The sequence below is a fragment of the Photobacterium sanctipauli genome, from assembly GCF_003026495.1.
In the GTDB taxonomy this organism is placed as follows: Bacteria; Pseudomonadota; Gammaproteobacteria; order Enterobacterales; family Vibrionaceae; genus Photobacterium; species Photobacterium sanctipauli.
In genome coordinates this window covers 121,099-140,889 of the sequence record NZ_PYMA01000007.1, presented here as the reverse complement: position 1 = coordinate 140,889, position 19,791 = coordinate 121,099, and the positions used below count along the sequence as shown (strand labels likewise).

The window sequence follows — 19,791 nt, the reverse complement described above, 5'->3', positions numbered from 1 at the left end:
GCGATGTCGCAAAATTTAGCGTGCGATTGTAAGCACTTTATTGTAACTGTAAGGAGAAACCATGAAAGCATATCAGCGTCAGTTCATCGAATTTGCCCTAGAGAAAGGTGTTTTGAAGTTTGGTGAGTTTACTCTGAAATCTGGCCGTAAGAGCCCGTACTTCTTTAATGCGGGTCTGTTCAATACCGGTCGTGATTTGGCTCGACTAGGCCGTTTTTACGCTGAGGCTTTGGTGGATGCAAAGATTGACTACGATGTACTGTTTGGCCCTGCGTACAAGGGGATCCCAATTGCTACCACCACGGCGGTAGCGCTGGCCGATCAGCATGATGTCGACACCCCGTACTGCTTCAACCGCAAAGAAGCCAAAGATCACGGTGAGGGTGGCAACTTGGTTGGTAGCCCGCTGGAAGGGCGTATCATGTTGGTGGATGATGTGATCACTGCGGGTACCGCTATCCGTGAGTCGATGGAAATCATCAAGGCTAACGGTGCCGATTTGGCGGGCGTGTTGGTGGCAATCGACCGCCAGGAAAAAGGCAAGGGCGAGCTGTCTGCGATTCAGGAAGTGGAGCGTGACTTTGGTTGTGCCGTGATTTCTATTGTATCGCTGGGCGATGTGGTGAGCTACCTAGAAGAGCAAGAGGGTATGGAGCTGCACCTTGAAGCGGTGAAGGCTTACCGTGCTGAGTACGGGGTGTAAGCGCGGTTCTGGTGCGATATAGGCCTTAGCTTACGACTTAGCTTGTACGACCACAGGGCATGAAACTAAAAAGCGAGAGGTTTGTGCCTCTCGCTTTTTTGTGGGTTCTGTTAGACGTCAGCTGTTGCTCTTAACCTAGCTCTGCACTTAACAATTGCCAGTAGTCATCGAAGCTCGCCGTAGGCTTATGCTTGAAGTTGGAGCGGACGAAGCGGTTTAGGCTGCCTTCGACTTGGCCGAGCAGTTGGGCGGCAAGGATGCTCTCGTCGACCGGGAAGCCCTTGCCTTCGCGTAATTTGCGTTCGCGTAGGATTTGGCGGATTTGGGTTTCAATGCGTTCGAACAACTGGTTGATACGCGCTTGCAGGCGATCTTGCTCAAACATCAGGGCGTGGCCGGTCATGATGCGGGTTAGGCCCGGGTTACGCTCGGCAAAGCCAAGGATAAGTTGGAGCACCATACGCAAGCGGTTGAGGGTGTCTTTTTCGTCATCCAGGATGCGATTGATGCGGGTGGTGATGGAGTCTTCGATAAACTCGATCAGGCCTTCAAACATTCTCGCTTTACTTGGGAAATGGCGATAGAGAGCGGCTTCAGAAACACCTACTTGGGCTGCCAGTTTGGCAGTAGTAATACGTTGGCTGCCTTGAGCTGATTCCAGCATTTGCGCCAGTGCTTGCAAAATTTCTTCGCGGCGGTTGTTTTTCTTGTTGCCAGCCATGAATAACCGTTCCTTTTCAAATTGAGACTGCCACCTAAGGGCATGAAGCCCGCCTATCTTAGCGGTGGATTGTTGCTGTGAAAAGCACTGCTAACTGATAGTGATCTCTTTATCGACAAAAACAGCCCAACCTTGAGGGCTGGGCTTTATATTTGATCTTATTCGGTTAATTCACCACCAACCGTTAGGCGTGCACACTTTGCGGGTTATGCGCCGCCCTGGTATAGGGCGATGATCTCTGCTATCAGCTGTTGGCCAAGTTGGTGCTTGCTCGCGAGCGGCAAGGCTTTGTCGCCATCTGGCCAGTACAGATGCAGGGCGTTGCTGTCACTATTGAATCCTTGGCCTTGCTGGGACACATCGTTGGCACAAATTAGGTCAAGGTGCTTGCGGGTCAGCTTGCCGCGGGCGTATTGCTCGACATCCTGGGTTTCGGCGGCAAAGCCAACCGTGAATGGGCGGTTGTCGGTCAGCGCGGCAACGCTGGCGACGATATCTGGGTTTTTGACTAACCGCAGGATCATCTCATCCTCGCCCGCTTGCTTCTTCATTTTTTGGTCGGCAATGCTCGCCGGGCGGAAATCGGCCACAGCAGCACAGGCAATAAAGATATCGTGCTGGCTGGCTTGCTCCATGGCATGCTGGTGCATTTCCTCGGCGCTGCGAACATCAATGCGATCTACGCCCTGCGGTGTTGGCAAATTAACCGGGCCGCTGATCAGGGTTACCTTGGCGCCGCGCTTGGCTGCTGCCTCGGCAATGGCATAACCCATTTTTCCCGAACTGTAGTTGGTGAGGTAGCGAACCGGATCAATGGCTTCACGGGTCGGCCCTGCGGTAATGGTCAGGCTGAGCCCCTGCCAGTCGGCAGGCTGGAAGAAGTCTTCTACGTGATGGACCAACTGCATCGGCTCAAGCATACGGCCCGGGCCGACATCGCCACAGGCTTGCTCGCCGCTTGCTGGTCCCCAAACCTGGTAATCACGGCGTTTGAGGGTGGCGATATTTTCTTGGGTCGCGATGTTGCGGTACATCTGTTGGTTCATCGCCGGCGCGACGGCGACCGGAGACTCGGTGGCCAGGCACAGTGTGGTTAACAAATCATTTCCCATGCCTGCGCCAATGCGGGCAATAAGATCTGCCGTTGCTGGTGCTAGCAGCACCAAGTCAGCCCACTTGGCCAATTCGATGTGGCCCATGGAGGCTTCGGCAGCCGGATCAAACAAGCTGTCGGAGACCGGGTTGCCGGACACCGCCTGCATGGTCAGCGGAGTAATGAACTCCTGGGCGGCCTTGGTCATGACCACGCGCACTTCAGCGCCTCGCTCGATTAAACGTCGGGTTAGCTCGGCACATTTATAGGCGGCTATTCCGCCACTGATCCCGAGAAGAATTTTCTTTCCTGCCAAAGTTTGCATCTTGTCGCCTGCTTGTCGCTATCCGGAATGTTATTGCGCCAAACTTTACCATCAAAAAATGCTCGCCACCAAATTCACCCATAGGAAAGCGCGGTTAATGGCGTTCAAAAAGAACTGTGACCAAGGTGGCGATCATGGCTTGGAAGGCTTAGGTGTGAACATGGATTTGTGTGGTGCCTCGGGAAAACCAAGTTTGCTCCTTGCCAATATTTCGCTAGCCGTCGAGGTTGGCTGTTATGGGGCAAGGAAGCCTTGAGCACTGTGATGCAGGGAAGAGGATACAGAGGAGGAAACCATGTCTTTGAAAGCGCTGCCGACGGGATCGAGGCCGAGGGAAAAGTTGCTAGAGCGGGGGGCTTCTGCATTGTCGGATGCCGAGTTGCTGGCTATTTTCTTGCGAACCGGGATCACCGGGATGAATGCGATCGAGCTGGCCTCCCACCTTCTGGATCAGTTTGGATCCTTGCGTGCACTGTTGGGGGCGGATCAGACGGCGTTTTGTCAGCATAAAGGATTGGGGCCGGCAAAATTCGCCCAGTTGCAAGCGGTTATGGAGATGAGCGAGCGCCATTTTGCCGAGACAATGAAAAAGGGGGATGCCCTTACCAGCCCGGATCATACCCGTCGATATTTGAGCAGGATCTTGCGGGATCGTCAGCGGGAAGCATTTTTTGTTTTGTTTCTCGATAACCAGCATCGGGTTGTCGCGGGAGAGGTCCTTTTTGAGGGGACAATCGACTCTGCGAGCGTTTATCCAAGGGAAGTTGTAAAAAGATCACTGGAACTTAATGCAGCCGCGCTCATTTTAGCGCATAATCACCCGTCAGGCGTGGCAGAGCCAAGTCAAGCAGATCGTCGAATTACTCGCCGCATCAGTGATGCGCTGGCGTTGGTGGATATTCGGGTTCTGGATCACTTTGTTGTCGGTGACGGAGACATCACTTCTTTTGCAGAGCAAGGATGGCTATAAATTAGCCAAAATTTGCTTAAAAAGTTGAGAAAGGACTGCTCGGGACTTGAGCAACTGGTTTTGACTTAGTATAATGCGCGACCTTTGATAGCTGTGGTTATATGTAAAAAGCTTTTTTTACATCGAATGAGCCATGGTAGATATCGAGCTGAAACGATTTGGAGAAGACAGTAATGTCCCGAGTATGCCAAGTAACTGGTAAGCGTCCTGTAACGGGTAACAACCGTTCACACGCACGTAATGCCACCAAGCGTCGTTTTCTGCCGAACCTGCAAACTCATCGTTTCTGGGTAGAAAGCGAAAAACGCTTCGTTAAACTACGCCTTTCTGCGAAAGGCATGCGTATCATTGATAAGAAAGGTATTGATGCCGTTCTTACTGATATGCGTGCTCGCGGCGAGAACGTTTAAGAGGATTTGAACAATGGCTAAAGGCATTCGTGAGAAGATCCGTCTAGTATCATCTGCTGGTACAGGCCACTTCTACACTACCGACAAAAACAAGCGTAACATGCCAGGCAAATTCGAGATCAAAAAATTTGATCCTGTAGTTCGCAAGCACGTTATGTACAAAGAAGCTAAAATCAAGTAATTGGTTGCCTGCTTTTTTGATAAAAACCCAGTTGATTAACTGGGTTTTTTTATGCCTGCTTTTCGGCATATCCCTTCACTTTATTCTCGCCATCCCAACAGGGTGACCCCTAGCCATAGGTGGTTCCTATTGTTCATGCTATGCTTTTGTTTTTATATCAAGCCCATTAAATCTCTGGCCGGATTATTGTCGGGGTTGGTATTGAATGGAGTAGAGGTATGAGGCTGTCTCGTCGCGGGTGGAACAATGTCATTATTATTGGTGTGATCTGCTTTATTGCCATGATCCAAATCCCAGAGCTGCTTAAGCAACGCCAACTGGAAGCGCAGCAACGCACCGAGGCAAGCTCAGAGCTCAAACTGACCAACCTGTTGCCGGAGCGGGCAGAGATCCGTGCCTTGCACCTCCCAGGCTTATCTCTCGACTATACCAATGATGGCTGGCGAGCAACGCCGTCATCTGCAGCTAATGCCGCTGAAGTGGTAAACCGCTGGCAAGCACTGGCAGGCACGCCTGTCGACAAAGCAATGGTTGATAAGCTTGCCGAGCAATTGACGTCGCCGCGTACGGTTGAGGTTTGGCTTGAGGTGCAGCCTGAACCGATCAGGGTGACCGTCTACCAGCTTCCCCAGTTTTGGTTACTCAAAAACTGGCAAGGAGAATGGCTGGCTATCTCAGTCGATGAAGGTTACCTGTTTCCCTGATAGCCCAGAACCCTTACAGTAGGCCATACAGTAGGTGCTATAGAGATTAATAAGACGAACAGAGAGTCGTGAATGCCTGAATTACCTGAAGTAGAAGTCAGCCGCATGGGGATCTCCCCCCATGTTATTGGTCAAACCGTTGACAAAATTGTGGTACGCAACCCGAAGCTACGCTGGCCGGTACCGGATGACATTGCCCAAATTGAAGGGCAGGTGATCCGTAATGTGACCCGTCGCGCCAAGTACCTGCTATTGGAAACTGATGTTGGCTATGCCATCGTCCACCTTGGTATGTCGGGGAGCCTGAGAATTTTACCTGCCGGTATTGCGGCCGAAAAGCATGACCATGTGGATTTGGTTTTATCCAGCGGCGAAGTGCTGCGTTATAACGACCCGCGCCGTTTTGGTGCTTGGCTATGGCAGGTACAGGGTGGCGAGCATTCGGTACTCGCTAAATTGGGGCCAGAGCCGTTGAGCGAAGATTTCACCGCGGATTACCTCGCCGAAAAAGCCAAGGACAAAAAGACAGCGGTGAAGCAGTTTATTATGGACAACCATGTGGTTGTTGGCGTTGGCAATATTTACGCCAATGAGTCCTTGTTTGCCGCCGGTATCCACCCCAAGCGTGCCGCTGGCCAAATCTCAGCTAAGCGGTTGGCTATTTTGGTGGCAGAGATCAAGGCCGTGTTGGCTTTTGCTATTCAGCAGGGGGGGACGACGTTGAAAGATTTCAAAAACAGCGACGGCAAGCCGGGTTACTTTGCTCAGGAGCTGCAGGTTTACGGTAAGGGCGGAGAACCATGCCCGCGTTGCGACACGCCGCTTGAGGAAATGAAAATAGGCCAGAGGGCAACTGTGTTCTGCCGCGAGTGCCAGAAGTAGCGAGGCTGGTTTAATTGTTGCTTAACCTTATGGTAAGCAACATTGACAGGGCTTTTTCTGCCTTTTCATATATTCAAATAGTACTGGATGCTATTATTCCCTCATATAGTTTTTTCATATGCCTAACAAGATCTTGATTTGGATAATGGATTGATGAAATATCTAGTAACTGGTGCTGCTGGCTTTATCGGTAGTGCGGTCGTTGAGCGCCTCTGTGCCATGGGACTCGAGGTTATTGGCATTGATAACCTAAATGACTATTACGAAGTTTCGTTAAAAGAGGCCCGCCTAGCACGCATTGCTCATCCGCTCTTTACGTTTGTTACGCTAGATCTTGCTGACAGGGAAGGGGTTGCCAACCTATTTAGCGAGCACAAGTTTAATCGTGTCATTCACCTGGCGGCGCAGGCCGGGGTTCGCTATTCGATCGATAACCCGATGGCTTATGCTGATAGCAATTTGGTGGGGCACCTCACTATTCTCGAAGGATGTCGTCACCACAATATCGAACACCTTGTGTATGCCTCATCCAGTTCTGTTTACGGCTTGAACCAGAAAATGCCGTTTGATACCGCTGATAGTGTCGACCATCCGATTTCATTGTACGCCGCAACGAAGAAATCCAATGAGCTAATGGCCCACACCTATTCCCACCTTTACGGAGTGCCGACCACTGGCCTGCGTTTCTTTACCGTGTATGGCCTGTGGGGATGCCCGGACATGGCGCTGTTCAAGTTCACCAAGAAAATTGTCAATGGTGAGCAAATTGACGTCTATAACAATGGTGATATGCGCCGCGACTTCACTTATATCGACGATATTGTTGAGGGTATCATTCGTATCCAGAATGTGATCCCTGAAAAGTTTGAAGATTGGACGGTTGAAAGTGGTTCACCGGCAACCAGTTCAGCGCCTTATCGTGTTTATAACATTGGCCACGGTAGCCCGGTTAAGTTGATGGAGTTTATCGAGGCACTGGAAACTTCGCTTGGTGTCGAGGCCAAAAAGAACTTTATGCCAATGCAGCCAGGCGATGTATACGCAACGTATGCCGATACCAAGGACTTGTTTGAAGCAACTGATTATAAACCACAAGTCAAAGTGGCCGAAGGGGTTAAGGCATTCGTTGATTGGTACCGCGAATACTATAAATAAAAATTTATGCTTGCGTCGGCATTAATGTATTGCATCAAAAAAGGAGGCCAAGGCCTCCTTTTTCTATTTCCGTTGTAACTTTTCTAGCAGCGCCGTGGTGATGACGGGATCAACAAACTGGCTCACATCCCCTTTGTGCAAGGCGACTTCCTTGACGATGGTGGAAGAGATGAACGAGTTTTCTTCCGCCGGGGTCAAAAATACCGTTTCTAGCTCAGGCATTAGGCGGCGGTTCATATTAGCGAGCTGGAATTCATATTCAAAATCGGAAACGGCGCGTAGGCCGCGGACAAGAATATTGGCTTGGTATTCCTTGGCGAAGTCGACAAGCAAGCCCGAAAAGCCGACGATTTCAACGTTTTTTAGGTGCTGAGTGATTTGTTTGGCGAGCTCAACACGCTCTTGCAAGTCAAACAGTGGCTTTTTGCTTGGGCTAAATGCAATACCGACGACAACATGATCAAACATCGCAGCTGCGCGCTCGATAAGATCAAGATGGCCATTGGTGATAGGGTCAAAAGTACCAGGGTAAATTACACGGGTTGTCATGCTTGGCCTTTTATTTTCATCTTTGTTCATTACCATAAAGAACAGTTGGTGATTTGGTACTCAGAGTTTGGAACACAAATTGAGCCCTTTCGTCATATTGAACTAGCTAACTAGAGGGAGCGATAAATTTCTTCGTATTGCTGAGCTGTATTGGAAATAGCAAAGTTAGCCATTTTCTCTTTGCCTGCAGTAATGTATTGCTTTCTTAGTTCTGGTGATTCATAGAGTTTGATGATTGCATTGGATAGTTGTTGATGGTTTCCAACTTCAATTAGCTCTCCATTTTTTTTATCATCGATAATATCAGGAATACCGCCTGTCTTGGTGGCAATAACAGGTAGCCCTGCATTCATGCCCTCTAGAATCACAGAACCTAACCCCTCACTGTATGATGTGTGAACCTGCATATCGGCAACAGTGAACCAATCACCCATGTTACGTTGTTTGCCAACAAAGTGGACATTGGATAAATGCTTGGTTTTATTCTCTAGCTCTTCGCGCAGGTTGCCGTCTCCAAGAAAGACGAATTGGATGTTTGGGTATTGTTTTTGAAGGCATTTTGCGGCTTCAATGGTTACCTCAAAGCCTTTATAGGCGACAATATTTGCTGCTTGGATTATGACAAATTTATCTTGATATTGAGCCTTTATTTCTTCAACTTGACTTTTATTTACAGGGTAGGTAACGGGGGAGCTTGGGATTCGGTATGGCGTGCTTGCAGGCAATTTATCTTTTATACGATTAACGATTGACTGACTTAACCCAATTGTTGCACCAGCTTTCTCATATCCTTTTTTTAGTAACCAACGGTTTCTTAATGGGTTATCTATGCGTCTTGTCACAATATATGGGCATTTGGTAAGTAATGATTGGATCATAGCCCAGTAAAGTGAACGGCCTTCATGGACATGAATAGCTTGGCAATCTTGTGTAATTTCACGGTTATGAGAAAACAAAAAGTGGCTTGTTGGGTATACTTTACAGCCAAGAGAGCTGACTTTTTCTGTCAAGGCGCTCTTTGGGTTGGTAATTACCGTGAGAGTGTAGCCCATAGCTAGTTGTTGTTTGATCAGCTGTAACGTTTGTTGCTCACCTCCGCTGAACCCCGAGGCTAAGTTAACGTGGCAAATATGCATTTTAAGTATCCTGTTACCAAATTTTATTAAAATCTTCTTTTTCTAGCACGCTAGGGTCACGTTGATACTCAAGCAGCTTTGCATATTTGAGGTAACTATTTACCGCAGAGCTTAGAGCGACAGTCATACCATCTACCCCCCCTAGAAAGCCTGTTTGTAGGACATATTTGCGAATGAATGCGCTTAGACCATGTAAGAACGGTGAAAATGCATTAGCTTTACGTCCTTTTTGATACATTATTTTTGCTGAGCGTGTACTAAAGTTGCGATCAGGTTTAGCAAAAAGTTGCCCTAGATTCTCAAAAGAGTAGTGAATAATGTCATTTTGGAGAGCTTTTGTATTATGAGCATCAACTGAAGCATGCTGCTTTACATTCTTAAATGTAGTTTTTTTCGTATTGTAAAGCCGAGTACAGCGATCTGGATACCATCCACAGTGCTTGATCCAACGATTACCTATATAGTTTCTGCGTTTCATTGAAAACGCATCATGTTGAGTGCTATCTAAATTAAGTTGTTTGATTTCCTCTGCTGCTTCAGGAGTGAGACGTTCATCAGCATCAATGGTTAACACCCAATCATTTTTGGCATGCTTTAGTACGACATTTTTTTGGATTCCATCCCCAAGATATTCTTGCTCAATTACTATGGCACCCATTTCTTGTGCTAACTCGACCGTGTTATCTGTGCTGAGAGAGTCAATAACGAATATTTCATCACAGACTTGCTGCAAAGATTTTATACAGTCGACGATATTTTTTGACTCGTTTAAGGTAATAATATTGCCTGTTATCATATTGTTAGCCTGAATGTAACGTTGGGAAAGTCTAAAGTGAGCACTAAAATAATTGAATTTTAGCAGCCATTATTTTATCAGGGAATAATCTTTAACAATCTTATCGAACATCTTGGTGACTATGATTGGCTCGATTTTCTCCATTGCTGTTTTATCTTTTACCCTACTTCGCCAAGGTAAATCGTTTAGAGCTTTGCCTGTCTCTGCTTGTATACAATGTTCATAGACACTGACCACATAGGGTAGGCATAGATACGGACCAGTTCGCTTTGGATTGTGGTGGGCATATAAGCCCAATACAGGGGTTCCAGCTGCGATTGCCATATGGGCTGGCCCCGTATCAGGTGCACAGACTAGGTTGGCAAGAGAGAGCAATGCTAGCATTTGTTTTAGGTTACTTTTACCTATTAGGTTGGTGACTGGCACATGTACAAGTTGTTCAATGGCTTTGCCGAGTTCGACTTCTATGGTTGCAGGACTACCAGCGAGTATGACTTGAAACCCACGATTGACTGCATGAGTCGCCAGAGCTGCATAGCCCTCGGCATTCCAGTTCTTATAAGATTTGCTGGCTGCTGGCGTAATAATAAGTACTTGGCTAGTAACAATATACTGTTTAGCCCATTGAATATCTTTTGCATCAATAGGTATATTCCACTTCGGTTGAAGGTCTCTAATACCAAGTGTTGCTGCAAATTGCATGAAGCCATCTAAAACATGAGGCTGGGAGGGTGATGCAACCTTGATATTTGTAAACAAGGTTTGTAAATCACTGGCTCTCTGCTTATCAAACCCCAGTTTGTATTTTGCCTTGATACCTAGCGTTGCTACGCTGGCTCTTAGTGCCGTTTGCAAGTGAAGCAGGGCATCGAAGCTTTCATCACGCAGTTGGTGCCATAAATGGGTGTAGCCCTTGATGCTTTTCTGTTTATCAAAAATAACTATTCGAATGCCCGGGAGGCCTTCAATGAGTTGTGCTTCGACCTTGCCTGTAATCCAAGTGACCTGTGTTGAGGGCCATTGGCGTTGGATAGCTTGAACCATGGCAATGGTATTACTGACGTCTCCAATAGCTGATAGACGTAAGATGCAAATTGATTTAGGTGCAGATAAAAAAAGAGCCATGAAAACCAATAAATGAGAGAACCAAACTGAATTATGCATATGGTCTCTAGAATTGTAAAATGTCTATTCTAAACTTGATGTTGGAAATTGGTGATGAAAGTACTGGAGCATAATGGGTGTCATATTATCTATGACCCGACATTATTGGCTGAGCAACCACAGCAGTGTTTTGACCCGGATTATTGGCATCAGAAAGGTGCGGTAATTGGTAGTGCGAGAGGTCGTGGAACAACTTGGTTTCTGCGAGGAAGGTATCTTGAGCTGGCCTTACGGCATTACTATCGTGGTGGATTGTTTGGAAAGCTGGTCCGCGATTGCTATTGGTTTTCAGGGTGGGAAAAAACCCGCAGTATCGAAGAGTTTCGCCTGTTGCAACATTTAGCTGGCGCTGGGGTTAGGGTACCACGTCCAGTTGCTGCTAGGGTTGTTCGTAAACACTTTTTATATCAAGCAGATCTTCTAACAGAGAAAGTTCCTGGAGCAAAAGACTTGGTGGCTGTGTTACAAAAGCAGTACCTTGATGAGGCGTTGTGGCTTAAAGTCGGTGAGATGATCCAGTTGATGCATCAAAGTGGGGTTTGTCATACCGACTTGAATGCACATAATATTCTATTAGATGGTGAGAATCAGGTCTGGTTGATAGATTTTGATAAATGTCATTTCGCTTCTGGGGATGGATGGCAAAAAAGTAACCTTGCTAGATTACATCGCTCCTTTGTAAAGGAAGTGAGTAAAGTCGGGATAAAATGGGATGAAACCGCTTGGCAATATTTGATGCAGGGGTACACAAGAATGAAAGGAGCCTGACTTAATTAATCAGGCTTGCTCGCCTTCTAAGTTAATTTAGATCTAGTGCAGCTATTGTTTTTCTGAGTGCGCCTTGGTTTTTCATCACGATTGAAAAGGCTGCTTTGCCCATGGTATGTCGATGCTCAGGATCGCTAAATAGCTTATTTAGTTGCTCGGTTAATTGATGGCTATCTGCGACTATTTCAGCACCGCGGGCTGCTATGAGTTGGTGGGTGATATCCATAAAGTTGAAGTAACTTGGCCCACTTAAGATAGGCAGGCCTAATGCTGCCGGTTCCAGTAAGTTATGACCTCCAACTTTGTCGCCTATCAGGCTTCCCCCTACAAAGGCCACATCGCTAGTACTAAACAGCAACATCATCTCACCCATGGTATCTGCTAGATAAACTTGGGTATTGCAAGTTACTTGCTCGCTAGTTGTTCGCCTTTCAACGCTAACCCCTTGTTGTTTGCATAGGCTGTAAACACGATTAAACCTTTCAGGGTGACGTGGAACAAGTATGAGTAAGGCTTTAGGGTAGTTTTTCAGCAGCGCAGTATGTGCTTTTAATATTAGCTCATCTTCACCTGCATGAGTGCTGGCAGCTATCCAGATAGGGCGATCACGGCCTAACTGGCAACGTAATGTTGAAGCTGCTTTTGATAAACCCGGGGCTGGAGTGATATCAAACTTAATTGAGCCTGTCACATGTATCTTGTTTTCAGTGATGCCTAACTGCTTGAACCTTTCTGCATCATCGTGATGTTGGCATAAGATGGAGTTGATATTTTTCGATAAGAGATCAAACAGAGATTGAAACTTAGCGTAGCGCAGATAGGATCGCTCTGATAGCCGGGCATTGATAATTGTTACTGGGATGCCCGATAACCTTGCGGTATTAAGTGTATTGGGCCATAACTCTGTTTCCATAATATAAAGGCCGCGTGGGTGAGTAGTTTTGATAAAGCGACTAACAGCCCAAGGAAAATCTAAAGGCATATAGCGGTGTTCAATAAGGTCACCAAGCTTTTCAGCCTGTTCAGCGCCTGTTGGTGTTGTTGTTGTGACAAGAATTGGAATCTCTGGGTATTCTTTTTTCAGTTGCTTAATCAGAGGAGTTGCCGCAATGGTTTCTCCGACAGAGACTGCGTGGATCCATAGCGGAGATTTAGAAGATAATGGTGGAGTGAAGCCAAAATGTTCAAGCCAACGTTTACCTACAGAAGGCTTCCCTTTCTGCGGTTTATAAAGCCGAATTAGAATTAGCGGTGTAACCAGATAAAGTAAAAGGCTATAGATAATTCGATAAATCATATTATGCTCTAAAACTCATAGGAGTCATTAATTTTGTTAGAAATGTTATAGGACCTGATCAGATAGTTCGAAATACTTCTTTAGTACAAGGAAAGAAATTAGATCCTCGCGCTCTTTATTCTTGAACTGGGCGACATATTCGTTGGCATTGGTGATTATTTTTTGAGCTTTTTGGGTATGAGCTATATAATAGCTTAGCTTTTCTTCCAAATCGGAATAGTCGTCCGCAACTTCAATGTAATGCACTCCAGCTTTGAGTGTCCCTTCCATAAACCAAGTTTCGTACTTGGGCTTTGGCATGACACATAGAGAGTTTGATGACATCGCCCACTTTAAGTTTGTCGCTACATCATTGCCTTCAATGCATAATATAAATTTGTATTGCAGTTGTTCTTCAATACTCATAAAGTCTTTTTGCCACGGAACGTTTTCTGCGGGCTTGTTGGTTTGACCAACATTACACATAGGATGATTGTAAAACTTTTCAATAAATTTTCTGCGGTGCGGGCGGTAAGCTCCACCACGCCATACCATCATTTCTTTCTTACTTGTGAATGGTACTGGGTCGTTAATAAAGTTGAAGTGCCTGACTTTGTTTAACTTGAACAGTACTGCATTAACGTTGTTGGCATTTATAGGGCGAGCTTTAACTAGAAACGGGTAGGTTTCAACATTGGTGTCATCGCCAAACCGATAAGCCACTCTTAAGTGGTTTTGGAAGTAGACAAGAAACTCTTTAAGATCGTAGTAATATGCACTTTGCTTATTTTTTTTGAAGTCCTTTATTGCAACAGACTTTTCATCAGGCAAAGCAAAAGGTGCTGAATGTTTCAAGTAATAGTTGACGCGCTGCTGAATATAATGCGAATCAAACTCATCCAGTTTGTTGAGTTTTGATGTGAGCTTGCTTTGATAGTAGGCTGCAGGTAATAGTTCACGGAGCACATTGGTGCAGTAATATTTTAATTTATTGTTTTTGTGTTTGGTTTCCATCATGACTATTACTGAGCGATGAGGCGATAATCAACACCGGCTACAGCCCTTATTTAATGTTACGGTTGTTAGTTGAGTGAATGGATTGCTTCAATAACTTGTTTGGGTGGAAGCGTATTTAGGCACTTTAAGTGCCCTAAGGGGCATTCGCGTTTAAAACAAGGTCGACAGTCAATATCGATGTGGACAATAGCAACTTGATTCGATAGTGGTGGAGTATAGTCTGGTGATGTTGAACCATAAATCGCGACAACTTTACAACCAACTGCAGCTGCAACATGCATTAAACCTGAATCATTACTAACTACGGTTTCGCAAGCAGCTAATAAATCAACGGCTTCGATGAGGTTAGTTTGCCCTGCTAAGTTATGGCAGGCATGTTGCTTTCCACTAGGTAGACTGTCACGGATCGCTTGTGTTACGGGGTGATCTTTAGCAGAGCCAAATAGCCACACTTGGTAACCTTGTTCAATCATCTCCTCGGCGACTTGAGCGTAGTATTGCTCTGGCCAGCGCTTAGCCGGGCCAAACTCTGCTCCTGGGCACAACCCTATAATGGGACGATCAGCTTCTAGTTTTAATCTTGTCATTGCATCCCGTTGGTTAACCGAATCTATAGTTAGCTTTGGTTTTGGGAGGGGAGGTAGAGAGGCGCTGCTTTTCATCTCTGATTTCGGGTAAGCCAAAGCGCAGTAGCGCTCTATCATCAAACCAAAGTCTTTTTTGTTCGCTCGGAGATCATTCAGGAGACCATAGCGAGTTTCCCCCTTCCAGCCGATACGGGTCGGAATTCCTGCAAATAGCGGGATTAAGGCTGATTTGGCTGAGTTGGGCAAGATATAAGCAAGTTTATAGTCGTTTGCCTTAAGTTGCTTGCCGAGTTGATAGCGCCCTTTTAGATTGAATGCACCATGGCCAATAGGCATTTCTATAGCATTGCTAACTTCAGGCATTCGCTCAATTATTGGTTTGCACCATGCTGGTGCGAGAACATCGATACTTGCATTGGGATGTTGCTGCTTTAAGGTCTTATAAAGACATTGCGACATCACCATATCCCCAACCCAAGACGGGCCAATAACAAGGATCTTTAGAGTGGGCTTTTTACTTGTTGCCATAGTGTTCCAATAGAATGATGAATTTAATTAACACGCTACTTTATTGTGTTTAGACTCTGAGCTTAAACAAGCCGACATTAGTATAACGGTAAGTACACTATAGAAAATAATTCCTGAGTTGTGATTTAAGTAGTTTTGGGTTAGCCCGTATGATGCGACGAGAGTTACATGGGCTATGCCACATTGTGCAATACACTTTTGTTGGATATTCTGAGAGTGCCTTCGACGCCAAAATACCTGTAACGGAAAAGCGAAAATGCTCATTAGAACTGAAAATCCGACCAAACCTTTGGTAGACAACTCTTCGAAGTACTGGTTATGTGCACGGCCATATTTTAATACAATCGGTGTTCTTCGACTTGCCTCTGTTTTAATGCTTCTCGCTCGATATAACCAGGTCCAAGCACTGGACTTTCAGTAAAGCTATACCAAGCACTTTTCCACATTTCGAAACGAGCACCGACTGATGTGCTGTTTGCATCGTTAGTGATATAGTTGCTAATTTGTGTAACGGCGCGAGTTGCACGTGCCTCAGCAAGTGGATAGCCAAAGTAGAGTGTTATAAAGAGGGCGATAAAGCCACAGGTACAAACTTTCTTTGAAAGCAGATATCTGTACTGGTAGATAACAAAAGCAATAACTATAGGCGCGAAAACCCAGCCTCCGCGAGAGCCTGAAAGTAAGCTTCCAGTCAACCCTAGGGCTGCAGCTAGAATAAATGCAACTGATGTTTTTATTTTCCCTTTTTCTAAACTATAAAACCAACCTATAACGGAAAACACTGCGAGGCTCATAGCCATATTGCCAGATTGAATAGCCATATAGCCTTTAGTTAGTTCGAATTTCCCATCGTAAGCTCGGGGAGCCTCAAGAAAATAGATATGATGTAGAGCGACGATGCCAGCGACAATAGCCCCAATTGCAAAGCTGGTGATGAGCCATTCCGACTTAGGCGGGTAGGCCAATAGTAATAAGAGAATTGGAATGGCAAGCAGCATCCTGCTTGGCATGTCTGCTTCACTTAAACTGCCACCGTGTATTAGTAGCGTTGCTAAAACGATGAGAAAGTAAAGGGAAAAAGCGATACTTACACGCTTGATCTCATTGGAGATAGAAACTTTTTTACAAAGTAGCAATACTGGTATTGCAATAAGTAACAAGGCTAAAGGGGCATAATTGTACGCTTTGCCCGAAGCTAGTAATAAGGCTGGGAAAGAGGCAGCCAGCAATCCAATAGCTATACCAAGTCGTTGTTCTGCTATTGCAGATAGTTGGTGCTGGTGAATTCTTAACATTTACTTAGTTGCCTCTGTTGATGCAGCCTTGTATGGGCTAATGTTCGTATTAGGTCTTGTTTTTAGTAGTTGCAATATCCACATGTATTGATCAGGATATGGACCAACCATTTCCTCAAGGGATTGTGCTAGTAAATTCGCATCTTGTTGTAGGTCTTTGCTGTTTAAGCCTGTGATTTCTGGCTGAATGTGTATCTCAATTTTACCCGCCTTTTTGTTGTAGACAGGCATCATTGGAACAATGGCTGCATCTGTCAGGCGAGCAATTTTGCCTAAGCCAGAAAAAGTTGCCTTTTTAGTGGCAAAAAAGTCAGTAAACATGCTTTGCTCAGGGCCAAAATCTTCATCAGGTAAGTAATATCCCATATAGCCTTCCTTTACCGAGCGAAGGTAGTGTTTGATGCCGTCTTGGCGAGCATGGCAGCGACCACCGTATTGAAGGCGTTGTCGGCTGATGACCCAATCAAAAACGGGTTGGCGATGCTGTGGCTTCATCATTGCAGCGACAGGCAAGCCAAGAGAAGCCCAATATATTGCTGGAAAATCAATTGCCCAACTGTGTGGTACGAGCATAATGACACGACGGTTAGCTTGGGTTACTTTATCAAGATGCTCTTGCCCAAAGACCTCCGTTCTTTCTTGCAGGTGCTTTTTACTACGTAAGCTAAGGTCTCCCATGGCTAGAATAACTTGAGCTGCGGATGAGTACATCTCATCAATCATTGCCTCACGTTCTGAGTCACTTTTTTCTGGAAAACATAATTGGAGATTGACTCTCGCACGGTGGCGAGCTTTTTTTATATATCGGCCAATATGCTTACCAATGAATCCTGCAATGGGATCTCGTACTTTCCATGGCAATAGAGCAAAGATAATTAAAACCAATAGGCTAAACCAAGTCCCCCAGTGCTTAGGGTGCAAAAACGACCACTGGAATGTGGGCTGATAAGTCGATGAGTTGTTTTGTTGTGCTTTCAAGGTAAACCCTATTCGTAAAACAGTGATGCTGCCGAAGCAGCATCATTATCCTAACAATGACAAACGTTGCTTACTTATTTAGCAGTGCCATGTACTCAGCCACACCCTCAGCAACGGATTTGAATGCTTCTGGGTAGCCTGCGGCACGAACCTTGGTCAAATCTGCTTGGGTGAACTTTTGGTAGCGACCTTTCAGGTGTTCAGGGAAGGGGATTTCTTCCACTTCGCCTTTACCGTGGAACTTGACCACGGCCTTGGCTACTTCGCTGAATGGTTCGGCATTGCCGGTACCACAGTTGAAGATGCCTGAGACACCATTTTGCCAGAACCACAGGTTCATTTTGCAAACATCGCCCACATAAACAAAATCACGCTTGAGCTCGTCTGAGCCTTCAAACAGTTTTGGATTTTCACCCTGGTTGATTTGGGTGTTTAGGTGGAAAGCCACCGACGCCATGCTGCCTTTATGCTGCTCGCGCGGACCGTATACGTTGAAGTAGCGGAACCCCGTAATCTGCGACAGCTTTTCACCGTGCTCTTCGGCATCCTGCCAGATACGGCGCACGTAATTGTCAAATTGCTGTTTGGAGTAACCATAAACATTCAAGGCACCTTCGTACGGCTTTTCTTCAATGAAGTCATGGTCACGGCCGCCATAGGTTGCTGCTGATGAAGCGTACAGGAATGGGATTTCACGCTCCAAGCAATAGTGCAGCAGCTCTTTGGAATACTCGTAGTTGTTTAGCATCATGTACTTGCCGTCCCACTCGGTAGTCGCTGAGCAAGCACCCTCGTGGAAAATAGCATCGATAGGACCGAACTCGTCACCAGCCATGATTTGGGTGATGAAGTCTTCCTTGTCCATGTAATCGGCAATGTCGAGATCGACTAAATTGGCAAACTTGGTGCCGTCTTTCAGGTTGTCGACGACTAGGATGTCGTTGCGGCCTTGCTCATTTAATGCTTTTACGATGTTGCTACCGATCATGCCGGCGCCACCAGTTACAATAATCATGGCTATTCCAGTCTTTTAAAATTGGCTAAACGACCGCATAACTGCCGCCGTTATGAAGTATCTTTATGATAGTATTAGCAGATTGCCACACATTCAGTATGGGCGGAGAAGTGAGAAGCAAATGAAAACCCGCGATAGAATTATTCTGGCTGCACTAGAGCTTTTCAACGAAAGCGGTGAGCCGAACATTACCACCAATCATATAGCTGCCCATCTAGGGATAAGTCCCGGCAATCTGTATTATCATTTTCGCAATAAAGAAGAGATTATACACAGTATTTTTGATCAATACGCCCACGATTTGAGTATTCGCTTTCAACCGCTTGAAGAAACCCAGATCACAGCCGACAACCTATTGGTTTATTTGGATGCTGTTTTCATGCTGATGTGGCGCTATCGATTCTTCTATGCCAACTTGCCGGATATTCTGCGTCGTGATCCTGAATTGCAGGAGAAGTACCTGCAGGCGCAAGAAGGGCTGCACCAGAACATCATGGCAATGATGAACAGTTTCCGCAGTGGCGGTTTGCTCGAGCTCGAGGATGCCGATTTGCTGAGCTTGGCAAACACGTTGAAGTTGGTGGCTTCCAGTTGGATCTGTTACCAAACCACGCAGGCGCCGGGCGCCAAGATCACCAAGGCGGTGATTTACCAAGGTGTCCTCCAGATGCTGGGTATTGTGAGGCCTTTGACCACAGCCATTGGCAAAGAGCAAGTGTTGCAGCTTGAAGCGCACTATTGCGAGCAGGTTGAGCGCGACGTCTAATTCACGGCTTGGGAATGGTATAGCTCCGAGAGCCGGACGAGGGTGATACCTTGTGCGGCCAGTTTGGGGAGTTGTTGGTTGAGGGTTTGTAGCGTCACTGGATAAGGGTGGCCGATGGCAACGGCGTAGCCATTACGCTGGGCAAGGCGTGCGGCGAGGCGAAGCTGCTGGCTGACGAAATCTTCGGTGCGCAAGTGATCCAGGAAGACATGGCGCCTTAGTACGGGGATATTGTGGTGTTTGGCTTGCGCCATGGCGACCGAGTTGGCGGTGGTGCGGCTATCCAGAAAAAACACCCCTTGCTGGCGCAATACTTCCATTACCCAATCCATCGCTTGCGGGTTTTGGGTGAGCGAGCTGCCCATATGGTTGTTCATTGCCACGGCGTTCGGTACGCGCTGTAGTGCCCCTTGCAATGTCTGCTGTAACACCGCTTTGTCCATCGCACTGGTTAGGGTGGTAAGCTCAAGTGGGGCGGCGCCACTGGGTTCCATCGGCATGTGCAAGAGAACATCCCGTTGTTCCCGCTGCGCCTGGTGGCCTGTTGCAATGTCAAAAGGGGTATCGGGCAAGATGGAAATACTGATCTGGGGCGGCAGGGCCGACAGGGCCTCAGGCATGGCCTGATAGCCAAGATCGTCAATCACAATCGCCAGCCTTGCCTCCTTGGCTAGGCTGATTGACGGGATTAAATAGAGCAGGGTTAACCAAATTGCAATCCATCGCATGTCGGCAGTCCATTCATGATTCTTTTCGTCGTCGCTGGCGCTGT

23 protein-coding genes are annotated in these 19,791 nt (G+C 46.6%); 10 read left to right on the top strand and 13 right to left on the bottom strand.

All coding sequences use genetic code 11. The features are described from left to right. Positions 1-61: 61 nt before the first annotated feature. A complete protein-coding gene (gene pyrE, locus C9I98_RS13080; protein WP_036818757.1) occupies positions 62-703 on the top strand; it encodes an orotate phosphoribosyltransferase in 642 nt (213 codons plus the stop codon). Between the two features lie 130 nt (positions 704-833). On the opposite strand, the gene slmA is transcribed toward pyrE, so the two are convergent. Both slmA and coaBC read right to left on the bottom strand, forming a co-directional pair. Continuing rightward, complete coding sequence (slmA, locus tag C9I98_RS13075; RefSeq protein WP_036818760.1) at positions 834-1,424, bottom strand: nucleoid occlusion factor SlmA; 591 nt, start codon at positions 1,422-1,424, stop codon at positions 834-836. Between the two features lie 206 nt (positions 1,425-1,630). Continuing rightward, positions 1,631-2,842: a bifunctional phosphopantothenoylcysteine decarboxylase/phosphopantothenate--cysteine ligase CoaBC gene (gene coaBC, locus C9I98_RS13070; RefSeq protein WP_036818762.1), complete on the bottom strand. Its 1,212-nt coding sequence runs from the start codon at positions 2,840-2,842 to the stop codon at positions 1,631-1,633. Positions 2,843-2,939: 97 nt separating this feature from the next. Here coaBC and C9I98_RS26530 point away from each other — a divergent pair, with 97 nt between their 5' ends. The 7 genes from C9I98_RS26530 (at position 2,940) to C9I98_RS13040 (ending at position 7,144) form a co-directional block, all read left to right on the top strand. Then, positions 2,940-3,098, top strand: a complete 159-nt coding sequence (locus C9I98_RS26530) for a hypothetical protein (protein ID WP_158262684.1) — start codon at positions 2,940-2,942, stop codon at positions 3,096-3,098. A 39-nt stretch (positions 3,099-3,137) separates the two neighbouring features. After that, the gene (gene radC, locus C9I98_RS13065; RefSeq protein ID WP_036818765.1) at positions 3,138-3,812 is read left to right on the top strand and encodes a RadC family protein; all 675 of its coding nucleotides are present in this window, start codon (positions 3,138-3,140) and stop codon (positions 3,810-3,812) included. Positions 3,813-3,985: 173 nt separating this feature from the next. Next, the gene (gene rpmB / locus C9I98_RS13060; RefSeq protein ID WP_036818767.1) at positions 3,986-4,222 is read left to right on the top strand and encodes a 50S ribosomal protein L28; all 237 of its coding nucleotides are present in this window, start codon (positions 3,986-3,988) and stop codon (positions 4,220-4,222) included. Between the two features lie 13 nt (positions 4,223-4,235). Next, positions 4,236-4,403 carry a 50S ribosomal protein L33 gene (rpmG, locus tag C9I98_RS13055; RefSeq protein WP_004405486.1) on the top strand — a complete coding sequence of 56 codons (168 nt, stop codon included), beginning with the start codon at positions 4,236-4,238 and terminating at the stop codon, positions 4,401-4,403. A gap of 218 nt (positions 4,404-4,621) precedes the next feature. Continuing rightward, positions 4,622-5,107: a hypothetical protein gene (locus tag C9I98_RS13050; protein WP_036818769.1), complete on the top strand. Its 486-nt coding sequence runs from the start codon at positions 4,622-4,624 to the stop codon at positions 5,105-5,107. A gap of 72 nt (positions 5,108-5,179) precedes the next feature. Continuing rightward, positions 5,180-5,989 carry a bifunctional DNA-formamidopyrimidine glycosylase/DNA-(apurinic or apyrimidinic site) lyase gene (gene mutM / locus C9I98_RS13045; RefSeq protein ID WP_107272063.1) on the top strand — a complete coding sequence of 270 codons (810 nt, stop codon included), beginning with the start codon at positions 5,180-5,182 and terminating at the stop codon, positions 5,987-5,989. Positions 5,990-6,142: 153 nt separating this feature from the next. After that, complete coding sequence (locus C9I98_RS13040; RefSeq protein ID WP_036824841.1) at positions 6,143-7,144, top strand: NAD-dependent epimerase; 1,002 nt, start codon at positions 6,143-6,145, stop codon at positions 7,142-7,144. A 63-nt stretch (positions 7,145-7,207) separates the two neighbouring features. On the opposite strand, the gene coaD is transcribed toward C9I98_RS13040, so the two are convergent. From coaD to C9I98_RS13020, 4 genes are all read right to left on the bottom strand, one after another. Then, entirely contained in the window at positions 7,208-7,693 is a 486-nt protein-coding gene (coaD, locus tag C9I98_RS13035) for a pantetheine-phosphate adenylyltransferase (protein WP_036824843.1), read from the bottom strand. A gap of 110 nt (positions 7,694-7,803) precedes the next feature. Further along, positions 7,804-8,829 carry a glycosyltransferase family 4 protein gene (locus C9I98_RS13030; protein WP_107272062.1) on the bottom strand — a complete coding sequence of 342 codons (1,026 nt, stop codon included), beginning with the start codon at positions 8,827-8,829 and terminating at the stop codon, positions 7,804-7,806. 13 nt (positions 8,830-8,842) lie between these two features. Then, the gene (locus tag C9I98_RS13025) at positions 8,843-9,625 is read right to left on the bottom strand and encodes a glycosyltransferase family 2 protein (protein ID WP_036818630.1); all 783 of its coding nucleotides are present in this window, start codon (positions 9,623-9,625) and stop codon (positions 8,843-8,845) included. Positions 9,626-9,694: 69 nt separating this feature from the next. Beyond that, positions 9,695-10,750: a glycosyltransferase family 9 protein gene (locus C9I98_RS13020; RefSeq protein ID WP_036818634.1), complete on the bottom strand. Its 1,056-nt coding sequence runs from the start codon at positions 10,748-10,750 to the stop codon at positions 9,695-9,697. A 93-nt stretch (positions 10,751-10,843) separates the two neighbouring features. Between C9I98_RS13020 and C9I98_RS13015 the strand changes: the two genes are divergently transcribed. Beyond that, a complete protein-coding gene (locus tag C9I98_RS13015) occupies positions 10,844-11,557 on the top strand; it encodes a 3-deoxy-D-manno-octulosonic acid kinase (RefSeq protein WP_036818628.1) in 714 nt (237 codons plus the stop codon). 31 nt (positions 11,558-11,588) lie between these two features. Here C9I98_RS13015 and waaA read toward each other — a convergent pair whose 3' ends face one another. From waaA to rfaD, 6 genes are all read right to left on the bottom strand, one after another. Beyond that, the gene (gene waaA / locus C9I98_RS13010) at positions 11,589-12,854 is read right to left on the bottom strand and encodes a lipid IV(A) 3-deoxy-D-manno-octulosonic acid transferase (protein ID WP_107272061.1); all 1,266 of its coding nucleotides are present in this window, start codon (positions 12,852-12,854) and stop codon (positions 11,589-11,591) included. 45 nt (positions 12,855-12,899) lie between these two features. Beyond that, positions 12,900-13,847 carry a glycosyl transferase family 90 gene (locus C9I98_RS13005; protein WP_107272094.1) on the bottom strand — a complete coding sequence of 316 codons (948 nt, stop codon included), beginning with the start codon at positions 13,845-13,847 and terminating at the stop codon, positions 12,900-12,902. Between the two features lie 68 nt (positions 13,848-13,915). After that, positions 13,916-14,965 carry a lipopolysaccharide heptosyltransferase II gene (gene waaF / locus C9I98_RS13000; RefSeq protein WP_036822659.1) on the bottom strand — a complete coding sequence of 350 codons (1,050 nt, stop codon included), beginning with the start codon at positions 14,963-14,965 and terminating at the stop codon, positions 13,916-13,918. Between the two features lie 335 nt (positions 14,966-15,300). Beyond that, positions 15,301-16,260 (bottom strand): O-antigen ligase family protein, encoded by a 960-nt coding sequence (locus C9I98_RS12995; RefSeq protein ID WP_107272060.1) that lies wholly within the window; start codon positions 16,258-16,260, stop codon positions 15,301-15,303. Further along, the gene (gene lpxM, locus C9I98_RS12990; protein WP_158262683.1) at positions 16,261-17,238 is read right to left on the bottom strand and encodes a lauroyl-Kdo(2)-lipid IV(A) myristoyltransferase; all 978 of its coding nucleotides are present in this window, start codon (positions 17,236-17,238) and stop codon (positions 16,261-16,263) included. It abuts the gene before it with no gap. Between the two features lie 70 nt (positions 17,239-17,308). After that, a complete protein-coding gene (gene rfaD, locus C9I98_RS12985) occupies positions 17,309-18,253 on the bottom strand; it encodes an ADP-glyceromanno-heptose 6-epimerase (protein WP_036823381.1) in 945 nt (314 codons plus the stop codon). Positions 18,254-18,374: 121 nt separating this feature from the next. On the opposite strand from rfaD, the gene C9I98_RS12980 reads away from it, so the two are divergent. Continuing rightward, positions 18,375-19,019, top strand: coding sequence for a TetR/AcrR family transcriptional regulator (locus C9I98_RS12980; protein WP_036823384.1), 645 nt, complete (start codon positions 18,375-18,377; stop codon positions 19,017-19,019). Here C9I98_RS12980 and C9I98_RS12975 read toward each other — a convergent pair. Next, a complete protein-coding gene (locus C9I98_RS12975) occupies positions 19,016-19,747 on the bottom strand; it encodes a divergent polysaccharide deacetylase family protein (protein ID WP_036823386.1) in 732 nt (243 codons plus the stop codon). The genes C9I98_RS12980 and C9I98_RS12975 overlap by 4 nt on opposite strands. Positions 19,748-19,791: the final 44 nt, after the last annotated feature.

Bases quoted from the DNA above. Each gene is read 5' to 3' on its own strand.
- coaBC (WP_036818762.1), bottom strand. From the start codon at position 2,842: ATGCAAACTTTGGCAGGAAAGAAAATTCTTCTCGGGATCAGTGGCGGA.
- waaA (WP_107272061.1), bottom strand. From the start codon at position 12,854: ATGATTTATCGAATTATCTATAGCCTTTTACTTTATCTGGTTACACCG.
- radC (WP_036818765.1), top strand. From the start codon at position 3,138: ATGTCTTTGAAAGCGCTGCCGACGGGATCGAGGCCGAGGGAAAAGTTG.
- C9I98_RS13020 (WP_036818634.1), bottom strand. From the start codon at position 10,750: ATGGCTCTTTTTTTATCTGCACCTAAATCAATTTGCATCTTACGTCTA.
- mutM (WP_107272063.1), top strand. From the start codon at position 5,180: ATGCCTGAATTACCTGAAGTAGAAGTCAGCCGCATGGGGATCTCCCCC.
- C9I98_RS12995 (WP_107272060.1), bottom strand. From the start codon at position 16,260: ATGTTAAGAATTCACCAGCACCAACTATCTGCAATAGCAGAACAACGA.
- pyrE (WP_036818757.1), top strand. From the start codon at position 62: ATGAAAGCATATCAGCGTCAGTTCATCGAATTTGCCCTAGAGAAAGGT.
- rfaD (WP_036823381.1), bottom strand. From the start codon at position 18,253: ATGATTATTGTAACTGGTGGCGCCGGCATGATCGGTAGCAACATCGTA.
- C9I98_RS13030 (WP_107272062.1), bottom strand. From the start codon at position 8,829: ATGCATATTTGCCACGTTAACTTAGCCTCGGGGTTCAGCGGAGGTGAG.
- C9I98_RS13040 (WP_036824841.1), top strand. From the start codon at position 6,143: ATGAAATATCTAGTAACTGGTGCTGCTGGCTTTATCGGTAGTGCGGTC.
- slmA (WP_036818760.1), bottom strand. From the start codon at position 1,424: ATGGCTGGCAACAAGAAAAACAACCGCCGCGAAGAAATTTTGCAAGCA.
- C9I98_RS26530 (WP_158262684.1), top strand. From the start codon at position 2,940: ATGGCGTTCAAAAAGAACTGTGACCAAGGTGGCGATCATGGCTTGGAA.
- C9I98_RS13005 (WP_107272094.1), bottom strand. From the start codon at position 13,847: ATGGAAACCAAACACAAAAACAATAAATTAAAATATTACTGCACCAAT.
- C9I98_RS13050 (WP_036818769.1), top strand. From the start codon at position 4,622: ATGAGGCTGTCTCGTCGCGGGTGGAACAATGTCATTATTATTGGTGTG.
- C9I98_RS12980 (WP_036823384.1), top strand. From the start codon at position 18,375: ATGAAAACCCGCGATAGAATTATTCTGGCTGCACTAGAGCTTTTCAAC.
- coaD (WP_036824843.1), bottom strand. From the start codon at position 7,693: ATGACAACCCGTGTAATTTACCCTGGTACTTTTGACCCTATCACCAAT.
- C9I98_RS13025 (WP_036818630.1), bottom strand. From the start codon at position 9,625: ATGATAACAGGCAATATTATTACCTTAAACGAGTCAAAAAATATCGTC.
- C9I98_RS12975 (WP_036823386.1), bottom strand. From the start codon at position 19,747: ATGCGATGGATTGCAATTTGGTTAACCCTGCTCTATTTAATCCCGTCA.
- waaF (WP_036822659.1), bottom strand. From the start codon at position 14,965: ATGGCAACAAGTAAAAAGCCCACTCTAAAGATCCTTGTTATTGGCCCG.
- rpmG (WP_004405486.1), top strand. From the start codon at position 4,236: ATGGCTAAAGGCATTCGTGAGAAGATCCGTCTAGTATCATCTGCTGGT.
- C9I98_RS13015 (WP_036818628.1), top strand. From the start codon at position 10,844: ATGAAAGTACTGGAGCATAATGGGTGTCATATTATCTATGACCCGACA.
- rpmB (WP_036818767.1), top strand. From the start codon at position 3,986: ATGTCCCGAGTATGCCAAGTAACTGGTAAGCGTCCTGTAACGGGTAAC.